This window comes from Planomonospora antibiotica (assembly GCF_014647955.1).
Lineage (GTDB): Bacteria > Actinomycetota > Actinomycetes > Streptosporangiales > Streptosporangiaceae > Planomonospora > Planomonospora parontospora.
In genome coordinates this window covers 49,929-64,660 of record NZ_BMQE01000007.1, presented here as the reverse complement: position 1 = coordinate 64,660, position 14,732 = coordinate 49,929, and the positions used below count along the sequence as shown (strand labels likewise).

The window sequence follows — 14,732 nt, the reverse complement described above, 5'->3', positions numbered from 1 at the left end:
GCGGAAGGCCTGCGGGGACCTACGGAGAGGGGGCCTGCCCGCCGGGCGGGCGGCTCCAGGGGGTCGCCTCAGGCGCCTGCCCCCGGGCCGGGACCGGCGCCGCCACCGGGAAGTTGCGGCGGGCCTCGGCCATGCACTGCAGCAGCGCGTACTGCTCCTCGTTGAAGGTCTGCTCGCCGATCGTCCGGTGCGCGGCCCGCTCGTGCAGCAGGCCGAGCTCGGTGGCGGCGAGCTGGTAGTCGGTCATCGCCCGCAGCCCCGCGCGCCCGCCGTTCGTCCTGGCCCAGTGCCGGGCCTGGCGGCGGCCGGGCAGCGAGGAGAGCATGGAGACGTCCTGCGGGGCGACCAGCCCGGTCGCCTGGTAGGCGGGCAGGTAGTTCTGGATCAGGCCGACGATGCGCCTGCGGTCGCGGACCACCACGCCGATGAGCACCAGCAGCACGACCATCAGCAGCAGGTAGGCGCCGGCCAGCCCGGTGAGCCCGGCGTAGAGCGTGAAACCGTTCCAGATGCCGTGCAGCAGCATCGCGCCGACCCAGCCCGCCGCGATGACGCTCACCTGGCCCGGACGGTTGCGCTGGGCGGCGTAGGCCACCGCGACGCCGATCATCGAGGTGAACAGCGGGTGCGCGAACGGCGAGAGCACGCCGCGCAGCACGGCGGTCACCGCCAGGCCCCGTGCGCCGGTGTCGCCGAGGGCGGTCACGTAGTAGCTGACGTTCTCGCTCATGGCGAAGCCGAGGCCGACCATGCTCGCGTAGATGACGCCGTCGGTGGGCCCGTCCAGCTCCGCCCGCCTGAACCTGAGCAGGCCCAGCAGGACCAGGCCCTTCATGGTCTCCTCGACCACCGGGGCGCCGAACGTCGCGGCGAGGTTGCGCGCCTCGGTCTGCCCGAGCATCGCCGACTGCCACAGGTAGAGCAGGTTCAGGGAGTTGACCACGCCCGCCACCAGGACGGCCACGCCCGCGCCCCAGGCGAAGGCGAAGACCAGGTTGCCCCGCGGCTCGGGCTCCATCCGGTCCAGCGCGAGCACCGCCGCCAGCAGCACCGGGACCGGGGCCAGCGCCAGGGCCAGGGCGATGAGGAAGTGCACCGGGTCGCCGTCGCGCAGGTCGAAGGAGAACGACACCAGCGCGCACAGCCCGGTCGCGACGAGCCCGGCGATCAGCCCGACGGACGGGCGGTCCTTGAACACCCATCGGGGATCGCGGCTCGCCATGGGGCAACGGTAACCGATCAGCCGGAGGCTGTCCCCCCGGCCGCCCGTCCACCTGCGGTCCCGCCGCCGGCGGGGGCCCTCGGCGGGGCGCGGCCGGCTCAGACGAGCATCGAGTCGATCGCGACGGCGAGGAAGAGCAGCGCCAGGTAGGCGTTGGACCAGTGGAAGAAGCGCATCGGGCGCAGGTCCACCCCGGTCTTGCCGGCGTTGACCCGGCCCAGCAGGCTGTGGACCTCCCACAGGCAGGCGGCGCCGAGCACGGCGGCCACCGCGGGGTAGAGCGGGGTGGTGCCCGCGAGCGGCCACAGCAGCAGCGAGCAGAGCACGGTCGCCCAGGTGTAGACGATGCTCTCCAGCACCACGCGGCGCTCGGTGGCGACCACCGGGAGCATCGGGACCTTCGCCGCGGCGTAGTCCTCCTTGTAGCGCATGGCCAGGGTCCAGGTGTGCGGGGGCGTCCAGAAGAACACCACGCCGAACAGCACCACGGGCGCCCAGTCCAGGCGGCCGGTGACCCCGGCCCAGCCGATCAGCACCGGCATGCAGCCGGCGATGCCGCCCCACACCACGTTCTGGGCGGTGCGCCGCTTGAGGATCATCGAGTAGACGAGGACGTAGAAGAGGTTCGCGGCGAGCGAGAGCCCGGCCGCGAGCCAGTTCACCGTCAGCCCCAGGCCGAGGGTCGACACGACGCCGAGGACGACGCCGAAGACCAGCGCGTTGCCGGGCGGCACCTGGTCGCGGGCCAGGGGGCGGCGGCGGGTGCGGCGCATCGCGGCGTCGATGTCGCGGTCGATGTAGCAGTTCAGCGCGTTCGCGCTGCCCGCCGAGAGGGTGCCGAACACCAGCGTGTTGACGGCGGTCCACAGCGGCGGCAGGCCCTTGGCCGCCAGGAACATCACCGGCAGCGTCGTGATCAGCAGCAGCTCGATGATCCGCGGCTTGGTCAGCGCGACGTAGGCCTTGACCACGTCGCCGAACGAGCGCGGCTCGGCGCCCGGCGCCGCGCTCTCCTGGAGCGGGGCCGTCGGTTGCTTGTCGGTCAGCACCATCTAGGGCGCTTCCAGCACGTGCGGGGTCAACTGCTCAACCTCGTGATCGACGACGCGGATCCGTGAATGCGGGCACCAGCCAGCTTGTGGACTCACTGTAGTTGCAGGAGGGGGTGGTCCCGGCACGGGGGTGCGAAGCCCGCCGGGGAGCCGCGATGGGAGCCCTTCCGCTGGGTAGGTCACCGGTGCCGCTCACGACTCCCGCGACCGCGCTCCGGCTGGGCCTACGCCACGGTAGCAAGGTCGAACCGTTAGGGTCCGTTGTGGGCGGGAAATGCCAACCGGCGCCACCAACACGACTAGATCCGGAGATCGAGCACTTGAGCAGCGAACTCGTGCCAGCCCTCGAATGGAGCGACCTGGACCGCCGTGCGGTCGACGTCGTCCGGGCCCTGGCGATGGACGCGGTAGAGAAGGCGGGGTCGGGCCACCCCGGCACCGCGATGAGCCTGGCCCCCGCCGCATACCTGCTTTTCCAGCACGTGATGCGACACGACCCCTCCGACCCGGCGTGGGTCGGCCGGGACCGCTTCGTGCTGTCCTGCGGCCACTCCAGCCTGACCCTGTACATCCAGCTCTACCTGTCGGGTTACGGGCTCACCCTGCACGACCTGGAGATGCTGCGCCAGTGGGAGAGCCTGACCCCGGGCCACCCCGAGCACGGCCACACCGCCGGTGTGGAGACCACCACCGGCCCGCTCGGCCAGGGCATCGGCAACGCGGTCGGCATGGCGATGGCCGCCCGCCGCGAGCGCGGCCTGTTCGACCCGGACACCGCGCCGGGCGCCTCGCCGTTCGACCACATGGTCTGGTGCTTCGCCTCCGAGGGCGACATCGAGGAGGGCATCAGCCACGAGGTCAGCGCGCTGGCCGGCCACCAGAAGCTGGGCAACCTGGTCGTCGTCTTCGACAGCAACCACATCTCCATCGAGGACGACACCCAGATCGCGCTGAGCGAGGACGTCCTGGCGCGCTACGAGGCGTACGGCTGGCACGTGCAGACCGTCGACTGGACCCGGACGGGCGACTACGTCGAGGACGTCCAGGAGCTGTACGACGCGCTGGAGGCGGCCCGCGCCGTCACCGACAAGCCGTCCTTCATCCGGCTGCGGACCATCATCGGCTGGCCCGCGCCCAACAAGCAGAACACCGGCAAGATCCACGGCGCGGCGCTCGGCGACGAGGAGATCGCCGCGACCAAGAAGATCATGGGCATGGACCCGGAGAAGTCCTTCGACGTCCCGGCCGAGGTGCTGGAGCACGCCCGGCGGGTCGTCCAGCGCGGCCGCGCCGCCCGCGCCGGGTGGGACAAGGCCTACGCCTCCTGGCGGGAGTCCTCCCCCGAGCGCGCCGAGCTGTTCGACCGGATGTCCCGCAAGGAGCTCCCGGACGGCTGGTACAAGGCGCTGCCGGCCTTCGAGACCGGCTCCTCGGTGGCCACCCGCAAGGCCTCCGGCGAGGTGCTCAGCGCGCTCGCGCCGGTCCTGCCCGAGCTGTGGGGCGGCTCGGCCGACCTGGCCGAGTCCAACAACACCACGATGAAGGGCGAGCCGTCCTTCATCCCCGAGGAGCACCAGACCAAGGCCTTCCCGGGCGGCCCCTACGGCCGGACGCTGCACTTCGGCATCCGCGAGCACGGCATGGGCGCGATCCTCAACGGCATCGCGCTGCACGGCGGCACCCGCCCCTACGGCGGCACGTTCCTGGTCTTCAGCGACTACATGCGCCCCGCCGTACGGCTCGCGGCGCTGATGAAGCTGCCGGTCACCTACGTGTGGACGCACGACTCCATCGGCCTGGGCGAGGACGGCCCGACCCACCAGCCGGTCGAGCACCTGTGGGCGCTGCGCGCGATCCCGGGCCTGGACGTGGTCCGCCCGGCGGACGCCAACGAGACGGCCGCCGCGTGGCGGGTCGTGCTGGAGCACACCGACCGCCCGGCCGCGCTGGCGCTGACCCGGCAGAACCTGCCGGTCTACGAGGGCACCGCGGACTCCTGCAAGGTCGCCAAGGGCGGCTACGTCCTGCAGGACGCCTCCGACGGCCAGCCCCGGGTGATCCTGATCGCCACCGGCTCGGAGGTCGAGCTGGCCGTCGAGGCGCGCAAGGTCCTGGAGGCCGAGGGCGTGCCGACGCGGGTCGTGTCGATGCCGTGCGTCGAGTGGTTCCACGCCCAGGACGCCGCCTACCGGCAGACCGTGCTGCCGCCGTCGGTGCGCGCGCGCGTCGCCGTGGAGGCGGGCATCGCGCTGGGCTGGCGGGAGTTCGTCGGAGACGACGGGGTAGTGGTGAGCCTGGAGCACTTCGGCGCGTCGGCCCCCTACCGCACCCTCTTCCAGCAGTTCGGCCTGACCGCCGAGCGCGTGGTGGCCGCAGCGAAGGGAAGCCTCGCGAAGACCGGGGCCGACAAGGGCGAGACGACGGGAAACTGATCATGAGCGAGATCCTGAAGAGCCTCTCCGGCCACGGCGTTTCCATCTGGCTGGACGACATCAGCCGCGAGCGCCTGCGCACCGGCAACCTGGAGTCCCTCATCCGGGACAAGGGCGTGGTCGGCGTCACCTCCAACCCGACGATCTTCGCCTCGGCGCTGAGCAAGGGCGACGCCTACGACACGCAGCTGCACGACCTGGCCGTGCGCGGCGTGGACGTGGAGGAGGCGGTGCGCGCCATCACCACCTACGACATCCGCTGGGCCGCCGACGTGCTGCGCCCGGTCTACGACGTCACCGGCGGCGTGGACGGCCGGGTCTCCATCGAGGTGGACCCGCGCCTGGCCAGGAGCACCGACAAGACGATCGCCGAGGCGCGCGCGCTGTGGTGGATGGTCGACCGGCCCAACCTGTTCATCAAGATCCCGGCGACGCTCGAGGGCCTGCCCGCGATCACCCAGGCCATCGCGGAGGGCATCAGCGTCAACGTCACGCTGATCTTCTCCCTGGAGCGCTACCGCGCCGTGATGGACGCCTGGCTGACCGGTCTGGAGCAGGCCAAGGCCGCCGGGCTGAACCTCGCCGGCATCGAGTCCGTGGCCTCCTTCTTCGTCAGCCGCGTCGACACCGAGATCGACAAGCGCCTGGAGGCGGCCGGCACCCCCGAGGCGAAGGCGCTCAAGGGCAAGGCGGCGGTCGCCAACGCCCGCCTGGCCTTCGCCGCCTTCGAGGAGGTCATGAACTCGCCGCGCTGGCAGGCGCTGCAGGCCGCCGGGGCGCGTCCCCAGCGTCCGCTGTGGGCCTCCACCGGCACCAAGGACCCGAGCTACCCCGACACCCTCTACGTCGACGAGCTGGTCACCGCCGGGACGGTCAACACCCTGCCGGAGAAGACCCTCGACGCCGCCGCCGACCACGGCCGGATCACCGGCGACACGATCCGCCCCTTCTACGAGCAGGCCTGGAACACCATGGCCGCGCTCAAGGAGGCCGGCATCGACTACGACGACGTCGTGCGGGTGCTGGAGGAGGAGGGCGTGGAGAAGTTCGAGGCCTCCTGGAACGAGCTCCTGGCCACCGTCACCGCCGAGCTGCGGAAGGCGTGAACCCCATGGCAGTCTCCGTGACGTTCAACGAGGACCGCCTGGCCGAGCAGGCCGCCGAGACGGTCAGGGCGCTCGTCGCCGACGGGGTGCACGAGCGCCTGGCCGCGGGCGACGCCGCCCTGTGGGGCGAGGAGGCCCGGGCCGAGGCGGCCGTCCGGCTGGGCTGGCTCACCCTCCCCCTCACCAGCAGGGAGCTGCTCCCCGAGATCGGCATCCTGGTCGAGCGGGCCCGGGCGCAGAGCCTGGACCACGTGGTCCTGGCCGGCATGGGCGGCTCCTCGCTCGCCCCCGAGGTCATCTGCGCCACCGCCGACGTGCCGCTGACGGTGCTCGACACCACCGACCCGGCCCAGGTCCGCCGCGCCCTGGCCGACCGGCTGGAGCGCACCATCGTGGTGGTGGCCAGCAAGAGCGGCGGCACGGTCGAGACCGACAGCCACCGCCGGATCTACGAGCAGGCCTTCCGCGACGCCGGGATCGACCCGGCCGAGCGGATCGTCGTGGTCACCGACCCGGGCTCGCCGCTGGAGCAGGCCGCCATCGAGGCGGGCTACCCGGTCATCCTCGCCGACCCCAACGTGGGCGGGCGCTACAGCGCCCTGTCGGCGTTCGGCCTGGTGCCCAGCGCGCTGGCCGGGGCCGACGTGCTGAAGCTGCTCGACGACGCCGCCGCGGTGCAGCCGCTGCTCGCGCAGGCCCAGGGCAACCCCGGCCTGGAGCTCGGCGCCGCCCTGGGCGCCGCCGCGCTGGCCGGGCGCGACAAGCTGGTCCTCGAGGACAGCATGTCGGAGATCAACAGCCTGCCCGACTGGATCGAGCAGCTGGTCGCCGAGTCCACCGGCAAGTCCGGCAAGGGCATCCTGCCGGTCGTCGGCGCCGACCCGACCGACGCAGGCGACGAGCTGGTCGCCGGGATCGACTCCGACGGCTCGGTGACCGTCGCCGGCCCGCTGGGCGCGCAGTTCCTGGTCTGGGAGTACGCCACCGCGGTCGCCGGCCGGGTCCTCGGCATCGACCCGTTCAACCAGCCGAACGTGACCGAGTCCAAGGAGAACACCAACCGGCTGCTGGCGGCCGGCGAGCTGCCGGCCGGCGCGCCGGCGCTGGTCGACGGCCCCGTCGAGGTGTACGGCGAGGGCCTGGAGGACGCCAAGGACCTGTCCGAGGTGTTCACCCGGCTGCTGCAGGACATCCCGGACGACGACGGCTACCTGGCGGTCATGGCCTACCTCGACCGGGAGGCGGCCTTCGACGCCCCCGTGGCCGAGGACGCCTCGTTCGAGGCCATGACCGACGCGTGGAGCGCGGCCGACCCGGCCACGCTGCGCGGCCTGCTCGCCGTGCGGACCGACCGGCCCGTCACCTTCGGGTGGGGGCCCCGGTTCCTGCACTCCACCGGCCAGTACCACAAGGGCGGCCCGCAGAACGGCGTGTTCCTGCAGATCACCGGGGCGGTCGAGGCCGACCTGGAGGTGCCGGGCAAGCCGTACACCCTGGGCCGGCTCCAGATGGCGCAGGCTCTGGGCGACCAGGACGCGCTGACCGGCCGGGCCCGCCCGACCGTGCGGCTGCACCTGACCGACCGCGCGGCCGGGGTCGCGCGCCTGCTCGCGGCAGCGCGGGAGGTCTGAATGACCCAGCAGGAGCAGGTGGGCAGCCCCGAGGAGTCCGTGGCCGCCGCCTCGGCGGCCGCGGTCACCGGCACCACCGAGGAGGTCGTGGCGGCCAACCCGCTGCGCGACCCCCGCGACAAGCGCCTGCCGCGCGTGGCGGGGCCGTGCGTGCTGGTCCTGTTCGGCGTGACGGGCGACCTGGCGCGCAAGAAACTGCTCCCGGCGATCTACGACCTGGCGAACCGGGGGCTGCTGCCCCCGGGCTTCTCCCTGGTCGGTTTCGCCCGCCGCGACTGGGCCGACCAGGACTTCGCGAAGCTGACGTACGACGCGGTCAAGCAGCACGCGCGCACGCCGTTCCGCGAGGAGGTCTGGAAGCAGCTGTCGGAGGGCATCTTCTTCTGCCCCGGCGAGTTCACCGACGACGGCGCGTTCGACGCGCTGGCGATGATGCTCAAGGAGATCGACGAGACCCGGGGCACCGGCGGCAACTACGGGTTCTACCTGTCGGTGCCGCCGAGGTTCTTCCCGGTCGTGGTCCAGCAGCTCAAGCGGACCGACCTGGCGCACGGTCCCGCCGGGGCCTGGCGCCGGGTGGTCATCGAGAAGCCGTTCGGGCACGACCTGAAGAGCGCCCACGAGCTCAACGCGATCACCAGCGCGGTCTTCCCGGAGAGCTCGGTGTTCCGCATCGACCACTACCTGGGCAAGGAGACCGTCCAGAACGTCATGGCGCTGCGCTTCGCCAACAACCTGTTCGAGCCGATCTGGAACCGCGGGTACGTCGACCACGTCCAGATCACGATGGCCGAGGACATCGGCATCGGCGGCCGGGCGGGTTACTACGACGGCATCGGCGCGGCCCGCGACGTGATCCAGAACCACCTGCTCCAGCTGCTGGCGCTGGTCGCGATGGAGGACCCGACCTCCTTCGACGCCGACTCGCTGCGCCGGGAGAAGGAGAAGGTGCTCAAGGCGGTGCAGCTCCCGCAGGACCTGTCGCTGTCCACCGCCCGCGGGCGGTACGCCGCGGGCTGGCAGGGCGGTCAGCCGGTCGTCGGCTACACCGAGGAGGAGGGCATCCCCGCCGACTCGATCACCGAGACCTACGCCGCGATCAAGCTGGAGATCGCCAACCGCCGCTGGGCGGGGGTCCCGTTCTACCTGCGCACCGGCAAGCGGCTGGGCCGCCGGACGACCGAGGTCGCCGTGGTGTTCCAGAAGGCGCCGCACCTGCCGTTCAGCAAGGACGACACCGAGATCCTGGGGCACAACGCCCTGGTCATCCGGGTCCAGCCGGACGAGGGCATCACGGTGCGGTTCGGCTCCAAGGTGCCGGGCACCGCGATGGAGGTCCGGGACGTCTCGATGGACTTCGCCTACGGCGAGTCGTTCATGGAGTCCTCCCCCGAGGCCTACGAGCGGCTGCTGCTGGACGTGCTGATCGGCGACCCGCCGCTCTTCCCGCACCAGCGCGAGGTGGAGCTGTCGTGGAAGATCCTCGACCCGATCGAGGAGTTCTGGGCCTCGCAGGGGCCGCCGGAGGACTACCCGGCGGGCAGCTGGGGCCCGGCCTCGGCCGACGAGATGATGGCCCGCGACGGGCGCGTCTGGAGGAGACTCTGAGATGACGAGCTTCATGCTCACCGACACGACCGCGTCGAAGATCTCCTCCCAGCTCACCCACCTCCGCCACCAGCTGGGCAGCCCGGCGGTCGGCATGGTGCTGACCCTGGTGGTGGTCTGCGACGAGGGCAGCCAGTACGACGCGGTGCGCGCCGCGACCGAGGCCGCCCGCGAGCACCCCTCGCGGATCCTGGTCGTCATCACCCGCGACGAGACCGAGCCGAACCGGCTGGACGCGGAGCTGCGGGTCGGGGAGAGCACGCCGGGCGAGGTGATACTGCTCCGGCTGTACGGCGAGCTGACCCGGCACGCCGACTCGGTGGTCAGCCCCCTGCTGCTCACCGACACCCCGGTGGTCGCCTGGTGGCCGAAGGCGTCCCCGGAGGTCCCGGCCGAGGACCCGGTGGGGGCGCTCGCCCAGCGCCGGATCGTCGACGCCCGTGCGGCGACGCCGTCGGTGCGGGCGATCGCGAGCCGGGCCCGGAGCTACGTGCCGGGCGACACCGACCTGGCGTGGACCCGGCTGACTCCCTGGCGGAGCCTGCTGGCCGCCGCGTTCGACCAGCCGGTGGGCAAGGTCAGGAAGGGCGTGGTGGAGGCCTCGCCCGACCACTCCAGCGCCCCGCTGCTGGCCGCCTGGCTCGGTGAGCGGCTGGGCGTCCCGGTGAAGGTGGCGGAGTCCGGCGGCCCCGGCCTGACCACGGTCAGGCTGACCACCGCCGAGGGCGACATCGTCATCACCCGCTCCGACGCGCGGCTGGCCACGCTGTCCCGCCCGGGGCAGCCGGACCGCCAGGTGGCCCTGACCCGGCGTCCGACGGCGGAGCTGCTCGCCGAGGAGCTGCGCCGCCTGGACCCGGACGAGGTCTACGAGGCCGCGGTCCGGCGGGTCGCCCGCACGAGCAAGTCCTCCTGACGGGAGGGCGCCCCGCGGACCGGCCGCGGGGCGCTCCCCCGCCGGGGTGTTCCGGCCCGGGGCCTCCCGGGCCTTCCCGGTCCTCCGAGACCCTCCTGGGTCTTCCGATTCCCCGAATCAGAGAGAGCGCGCTGTGAGTGTTCCCAACGTCGTCGTCCACCGCGACGCCGACATGCTGGCCAAGGCCGTCGCCGCCCGGGTGATCACCCGCCTGGTCGACGCGCAGTCGGCCAAGGGCTCGGCCTCCCTGGTCCTGACCGGCGGCACCGTGGGCATCGCCACCCTGGCCGAGATCGCCGCCAGCCCGGCCCGCGACGCCGTCGACTGGCGCAACCTGGACGTCTGGTGGGGCGACGAGCGCTTCCTGCCCTCCGGCGACCCCGACCGCAACGAGACCGGCGCCCGCACGGCGCTGCTGGACCACGTCGACGTCGACCCGGCGCGCGTGCACGTGATGCGCGGCCCCGACTCCGGCATGACCGCCGAGGAGTCGGCGGACGCCTACGCCGAGGAGCTGAGCCGCGCCGCCCGGCACGAGGACCACGGCCCGGCGCCCTCCTTCGACGTGCTGCTGCTGGGCATGGGCCCGGACTCCCACGTGGCGTCGCTGTTTCCCGGCATGCCCGCGCTGTACGATACCCGGCCGGCGGTCGCCGTGCACGGCTCCCCCAAGCCGCCGCCCACCCGGATCTCGCTGACCATGCCGGTCATCCAGGCCGCGCGCGAGGTGTGGGTGGTCGCGGCGGGCGCGGACAAGGCGGGGGCCGTACGGCTGGCGCTGTCGGACGACTCCGGACCGGTGCAGGTCCCGGCGGCCGGCGCGCGGGGGCGGCGACGCACCCTGTTCCTGCTGGACCGCGCCTCCGCGTCGAAGATCCCCGCCTCCCTGAGCCGGATCTCCTCTCCCTGAGGGGACGGAAATTCGGATGCGCACTATCTGGTGATTTAGGCATCATTTCCGTCATGAACGTGAGCATCGCGGAGCCGGAGCGGCTGGGGCGGACCGAGCTTCCCGACGGCCGGTCGCTGGGCTGGGCCGAATGGGGACCGACGGGCGGGGCACCGGTGCTGCTCTGCCCGGGAGCGGCCACGAGCCGGTGGCTGGGATTCGGCGCGGACGTCCTGGACGAGCTCGGGGTCCGCCTCGTCTCGGCGGACCGCCCCGGCCTCGGCGCCTCCGATCCCGCGCCCGGCCGGACGCTGGAGGACTGGGCGGACGACGTGCGCCACCTCGCCGTGGACCGCAGGCTGGACGGTCTGGCGGTCGTCGGCTACTCGCAGGGCGCGCCCTTCGCCCTGGCGTGCGCGGCGGCGGGCCTCGCCACGTCCGCGGCGATCGTCTCCGGCACGGACGAGCTGGCCGCGCCCGGGTTCGCCGACGCGCTGATCCCCCAGGTCCGGGGCATGGTGGAGGCCGTGGCGGGTGACCCCGCCGCCGCGGAGGCCTCCTTCGCCGGTTTCGGCGACCCCGAGACGATGTGGCAGATCGCCATCGCGGGCGCCTCCGCCGTCGACCGCGAGGTCTACCTGCAGCCGCCGTTCGAGCAGGCCTACCGCCGGGCCATGGCCGAGGCGTTCTCCCAGGGGCCCGCCGGATACGCCCGCGACACCGTCCTGGCCTCGGGCCGCTGGCCGTTCGACCCCGCGGACGTCACCGTCCCGGTCGACCTGTGGTACGGCCCGCACGACACCAGCCCGGTCCACTCCCCCGACCTCGGCGCCACCCTGGCCCGCCGCATCCCCGCCGCCCGCCGCCACGTCGTCTCCGGGGCGGGCGGCTCGCTGCTGTGGACCCACTCGGCGGAGATCCTCCGCTCCCTGCTCCGAGGCGCCGCCGGCGCCTGAGCGGGTGCGGGGACGGGACCTATGATGCCGGTCGGCGGCGGACGCGGGGAGGCAGGATGGGCGTGGACGGCGCGGGAGCCGTACGGCGGGCGGTCCCGGACCGTGCGGGACCGGCGGAGGAGCGGGCGCTGTTCGTCTACGGGACGCTGATGTTCCCCGAGGTGCTGCGGGCGCTGCTCGGCCGGGTGCCGCAGAGCGCTCCGGCGGCCGTCGCGGGGTGGCGGGCCGCCCGCCTGCCGGGCCACGTCTACCCGGTGCTCGTGCCCGCCGGAGCGGGTACGGCGCGCGGGCTGCTGCTCACCGGCCTGACCGCCGGCGATTGGCGCGTCCTGGACGAGTACGAGGGCCCGCTGTACGACCTGCGGCCGGTCGTGCTGACGGACGGGCGCGGGGGCTGGGCCTACATCAGCGCCGATCCGTCGGCGGCGTCCGCCGAGGACTGGGACGCCGGCCGCTTCGCGGCCGAGCACCTGAGCGCCTACTTGGGCGAGTGCACCGGCTGGGCGACCGAGGACGGGCGAACCGGATAACACCGGACGGTACCGGACCGGGCGGCGCTCAGGCATGGACGGCTCCCCGGACATGGGCGGCGCTCACGCGCGGGCGGCCTCCGGCGGCGGGTCGCCGGTGAGAGCGGCGGTCACGGCGCCGGCCAGGTGCTCCTCGACGTCGTCGGCGCGCCTGCCCCGGTCGGCCGTCAGCTGCTCCCAGACGGGGACCGAGGTCATCGCCCACGCCAGGTCGGCGGCGACGTCCGGGGCCAGGCCGGGCCGCAGCCGCCCGGCGGCCTCCAGTCGGCGGGCGGCGACGAGGAACCCCTCGTGAAGCTCGCCCATCCGGTCGTTCCAGGCCGCGTCGGCGTCGGGGTCGTCGCGGCGGGAGGCCAGCAGCACCGAGGCCACCGGATGGATCGTCGCCGCGTAGCCCAGCCAGACGCGCAGGAACGCGCGGAACGCCTCCACCGGCTCCTCCCCGGTCAGCGCCTTCGCGCAGCGCGCGCGGATCCCGTCGCGTTCGTCCATGTCCCGCACGACGGCCACGAGCAGGCTCGCCCGGGAGCCGAAGTGGAGGTAGAGCGCCTGCCGGGAGATCCCGGCCGCGCGGGCCACTTCGGCCATCGAGACGCGTGGGCCCTGCTCGGTGATGAGCCGCCGGGCGGTCTCCAGGATGCGCGATCGCGTGCTTGACACATGTCAAGCATAGCTCTAGCTTGACACGCGTCAAGCTCCAGGGCTCCCGAGGAGGCACCCGATGCACACCACCCACCCGGCGGTCGCCGCCGCGCTCACCGCGATGGGCGCGGTCGGCGCCGGCGACCGGGACGCCTGGCTCGCCTGCTACGCGCCGGACGCCGTGCTCCACGACCCGGTCGGCGGCTCCCCGCTGGACCCCGACGGCACCGGGCTGCGGGGGACGGCCGCCCTCGAACGCTTCTGGGAGCTCACCGTCGCCGCCAACGAGGTGCGCTTCGAGATCGCCGCGGTGCATCCGGCGGGCGACGAGGCGGCGGTCGTGGCCTCGGTCTCCGCCCGCTTCCCCACCGGCGCCTCCGCCGGCTACGACGGAGTCTTCGTCTACCGGGTGGGCGGCGACGGGCGGATCGTCTCGCTGCGCGCCTACTGGGACCTGCAAGCCGTCCTGTCCGCACTCGGCGCCTGACCGGCGCCGGTCGCATCGTGGAGCCGACCAGGCCCGCAGCGCCCCGGCAGGCCCGGAGGTCCATCGGTGAGGCCGGAGGCCGGGTGCCGGACGCGCGGCGGGGAGCGTCCCGCCAGGCGCCCCTCAGAGCAGGGCGTCGATCTCGGCGGCCAGGGAGCGCTTGGCCGCGGGGTCGAGGCAGGAGGCGGTGACGGCGTTGCGGGCCAGGGCCGCCAGGGCCGGGCGGTCGAGGCCGAAGACGTCGGCGGCGACGCGGTACTCGTTCGTCAGCGTGGTGGCGAACATCGGCGGGTCGTCGCTGCCCAGCGTGACGGACAGGCCCTCGGCCAGCAGGCGCGGGAGCGGGTGGTCCTCGATCCGGGCGACCTGGCCGGTGCGGACGTTGGAGGTGGGGCAGACGTCCAGCCAGATCCGCTCGTCCCGCAGCCGGTCGACGAGGCGGGGGTCGTCCAGGCAGGAGATGCCGTGCCCGATCCGTTCGGCGCCGAGGTGGTCGACGGCCTCCCAGATCGTCTCGGGGCCGGTCATCTCCCCCGCGTGCGGCACGCTGCGCAGACCTGCGGCCGTGGCCGCACGGAAGGCGTCCCGGAAGGCGTCGCGGTGGTGGACCCTCTCCTGCTCGATCCCGGCCAGGCCGAAAGCTACCAATGCCTGGGGAGGTTCCTGCAGGGCGTGGTCCAGGGTGACCCGGGCGGCCTCGGCGCCGTACTCGCCGGGGATGTCGAAGATGTAGCCGACCCGGACGCCGTGCTCGTCCAGGGACCGCCGGGCGGCGAGGTCCAGCGCCTCGGTGACCTCCCCGGCCGGCATCCCGACGACGTGGTGGGCGTACGGCGTGACGGTCACCTCCGCGTAGCGCCCGTTCTGCGCGGCCAGGTCCCGGGCCAGGCCCGTCACCAGGGTGGCCACGTCCTCGGGCTCGCGGACCAGGGCGTTGACCGCCTGGTAGGCGACGGCGAACTCGCCGAAGTCCCGGAACCGGTAGAACGCCCGCAGTTCCTCCTCGGTGGTCGGCACCCCGCCGCCGGGGTGGCGGCGGGACAGTTCGAGGACCGTGGGCACCGAGGCCGAGCCGACGAGGTGGACGTGGAGCTCGGCCTTGGGCAGCGCGTCGATGAAGTCGTGGATCGTCATGCGGCAGACCTTAGGCACCCGGGACGGCGCCGGGTAGAGATCGGACGTCAATCTCACATGAGAATGTCAAATTCTATCGCTTGCCGATCCGGCGGTCGCCCGCCGCGCGGAGGGCGGCGAGACGGTG

Annotated in this window: 13 protein-coding genes; 9 read left to right on the top strand and 4 right to left on the bottom strand. The window is 73.4% G+C overall.

What is annotated here, in order from left to right; all coding sequences use genetic code 11:
- Positions 1–19: 19 nt before the first annotated feature.
- Positions 20–1,222, bottom strand: a complete 1,203-nt coding sequence (locus IEZ06_RS08825) for a PrsW family intramembrane metalloprotease (protein ID WP_189236188.1) — start codon at positions 1,220–1,222, stop codon at positions 20–22.
- Between the two features lie 98 nt (positions 1,223–1,320).
- Complete coding sequence (locus IEZ06_RS08820) at positions 1,321–2,274, bottom strand: heme o synthase (protein ID WP_189236187.1); 954 nt, start codon at positions 2,272–2,274, stop codon at positions 1,321–1,323.
- Between the two features lie 398 nt (positions 2,275–2,672).
- Between IEZ06_RS08820 and tkt the strand changes: the two genes are divergently transcribed.
- From tkt to IEZ06_RS08780, 8 genes are all read left to right on the top strand, one after another.
- Complete coding sequence (gene tkt, locus IEZ06_RS08815; RefSeq protein WP_229797910.1) at positions 2,673–4,706, top strand: transketolase; 2,034 nt, start codon at positions 2,673–2,675, stop codon at positions 4,704–4,706.
- Between the two features lie 2 nt (positions 4,707–4,708).
- Positions 4,709–5,812, top strand: coding sequence for a transaldolase (gene tal / locus IEZ06_RS08810; RefSeq protein WP_068899175.1), 1,104 nt, complete (start codon positions 4,709–4,711; stop codon positions 5,810–5,812).
- Positions 5,813–5,817: 5 nt separating this feature from the next.
- Positions 5,818–7,443 (top strand): phosphoglucose isomerase-related protein, encoded by a 1,626-nt coding sequence (locus tag IEZ06_RS08805; RefSeq protein ID WP_189236185.1) that lies wholly within the window; start codon positions 5,818–5,820, stop codon positions 7,441–7,443.
- Complete coding sequence (gene zwf, locus IEZ06_RS08800; protein ID WP_229797897.1) at positions 7,444–9,051, top strand: glucose-6-phosphate dehydrogenase; 1,608 nt, start codon at positions 7,444–7,446, stop codon at positions 9,049–9,051.
- 1 nt (position 9,052) lies between these two features.
- On the top strand, positions 9,053–9,967 hold the full coding sequence (locus IEZ06_RS08795; RefSeq protein ID WP_189236184.1) for a glucose-6-phosphate dehydrogenase assembly protein OpcA: 915 nt from the start codon (positions 9,053–9,055) through the stop codon (positions 9,965–9,967).
- 133 nt (positions 9,968–10,100) lie between these two features.
- Positions 10,101–10,877, top strand: coding sequence for a 6-phosphogluconolactonase (gene pgl, locus IEZ06_RS08790; protein WP_189236183.1), 777 nt, complete (start codon positions 10,101–10,103; stop codon positions 10,875–10,877).
- Between the two features lie 53 nt (positions 10,878–10,930).
- Positions 10,931–11,812 carry an alpha/beta fold hydrolase gene (locus tag IEZ06_RS08785; protein ID WP_189236182.1) on the top strand — a complete coding sequence of 294 codons (882 nt, stop codon included), beginning with the start codon at positions 10,931–10,933 and terminating at the stop codon, positions 11,810–11,812.
- 56 nt (positions 11,813–11,868) lie between these two features.
- Positions 11,869–12,342: a gamma-glutamylcyclotransferase family protein gene (locus IEZ06_RS08780; RefSeq protein ID WP_189236181.1), complete on the top strand. Its 474-nt coding sequence runs from the start codon at positions 11,869–11,871 to the stop codon at positions 12,340–12,342.
- 63 nt (positions 12,343–12,405) lie between these two features.
- On the opposite strand, the gene IEZ06_RS08775 is transcribed toward IEZ06_RS08780, so the two are convergent.
- The gene (locus IEZ06_RS08775) at positions 12,406–13,002 is read right to left on the bottom strand and encodes a TetR/AcrR family transcriptional regulator (RefSeq protein WP_189236180.1); all 597 of its coding nucleotides are present in this window, start codon (positions 13,000–13,002) and stop codon (positions 12,406–12,408) included.
- Positions 13,003–13,063: 61 nt separating this feature from the next.
- Between IEZ06_RS08775 and IEZ06_RS08770 the strand changes: the two genes are divergently transcribed.
- Complete coding sequence (locus IEZ06_RS08770) at positions 13,064–13,471, top strand: nuclear transport factor 2 family protein (protein WP_189236179.1); 408 nt, start codon at positions 13,064–13,066, stop codon at positions 13,469–13,471.
- A 123-nt stretch (positions 13,472–13,594) separates the two neighbouring features.
- On the opposite strand, the gene add is transcribed toward IEZ06_RS08770, so the two are convergent.
- Positions 13,595–14,605, bottom strand: coding sequence for an adenosine deaminase (add, locus tag IEZ06_RS08765; protein WP_189236178.1), 1,011 nt, complete (start codon positions 14,603–14,605; stop codon positions 13,595–13,597).
- Positions 14,606–14,732: the final 127 nt, after the last annotated feature.

Bases quoted from the DNA above. Each gene is read 5' to 3' on its own strand.
- IEZ06_RS08825 (WP_189236188.1), bottom strand. From the start codon at position 1,222: ATGGCGAGCCGCGATCCCCGATGGGTGTTCAAGGACCGCCCGTCCGTC.
- IEZ06_RS08820 (WP_189236187.1), bottom strand. From the start codon at position 2,274: ATGGTGCTGACCGACAAGCAACCGACGGCCCCGCTCCAGGAGAGCGCG.
- tkt (WP_229797910.1), top strand. From the start codon at position 2,673: ATGGACGCGGTAGAGAAGGCGGGGTCGGGCCACCCCGGCACCGCGATG.
- tal (WP_068899175.1), top strand. From the start codon at position 4,709: ATGAGCGAGATCCTGAAGAGCCTCTCCGGCCACGGCGTTTCCATCTGG.
- IEZ06_RS08805 (WP_189236185.1), top strand. From the start codon at position 5,818: ATGGCAGTCTCCGTGACGTTCAACGAGGACCGCCTGGCCGAGCAGGCC.
- zwf (WP_229797897.1), top strand. From the start codon at position 7,444: ATGACCCAGCAGGAGCAGGTGGGCAGCCCCGAGGAGTCCGTGGCCGCC.
- IEZ06_RS08795 (WP_189236184.1), top strand. From the start codon at position 9,053: ATGACGAGCTTCATGCTCACCGACACGACCGCGTCGAAGATCTCCTCC.
- IEZ06_RS08785 (WP_189236182.1), top strand. From the start codon at position 10,931: ATGAACGTGAGCATCGCGGAGCCGGAGCGGCTGGGGCGGACCGAGCTT.
- IEZ06_RS08780 (WP_189236181.1), top strand. From the start codon at position 11,869: ATGGGCGTGGACGGCGCGGGAGCCGTACGGCGGGCGGTCCCGGACCGT.
- IEZ06_RS08770 (WP_189236179.1), top strand. From the start codon at position 13,064: ATGCACACCACCCACCCGGCGGTCGCCGCCGCGCTCACCGCGATGGGC.
- add (WP_189236178.1), bottom strand. From the start codon at position 14,605: ATGACGATCCACGACTTCATCGACGCGCTGCCCAAGGCCGAGCTCCAC.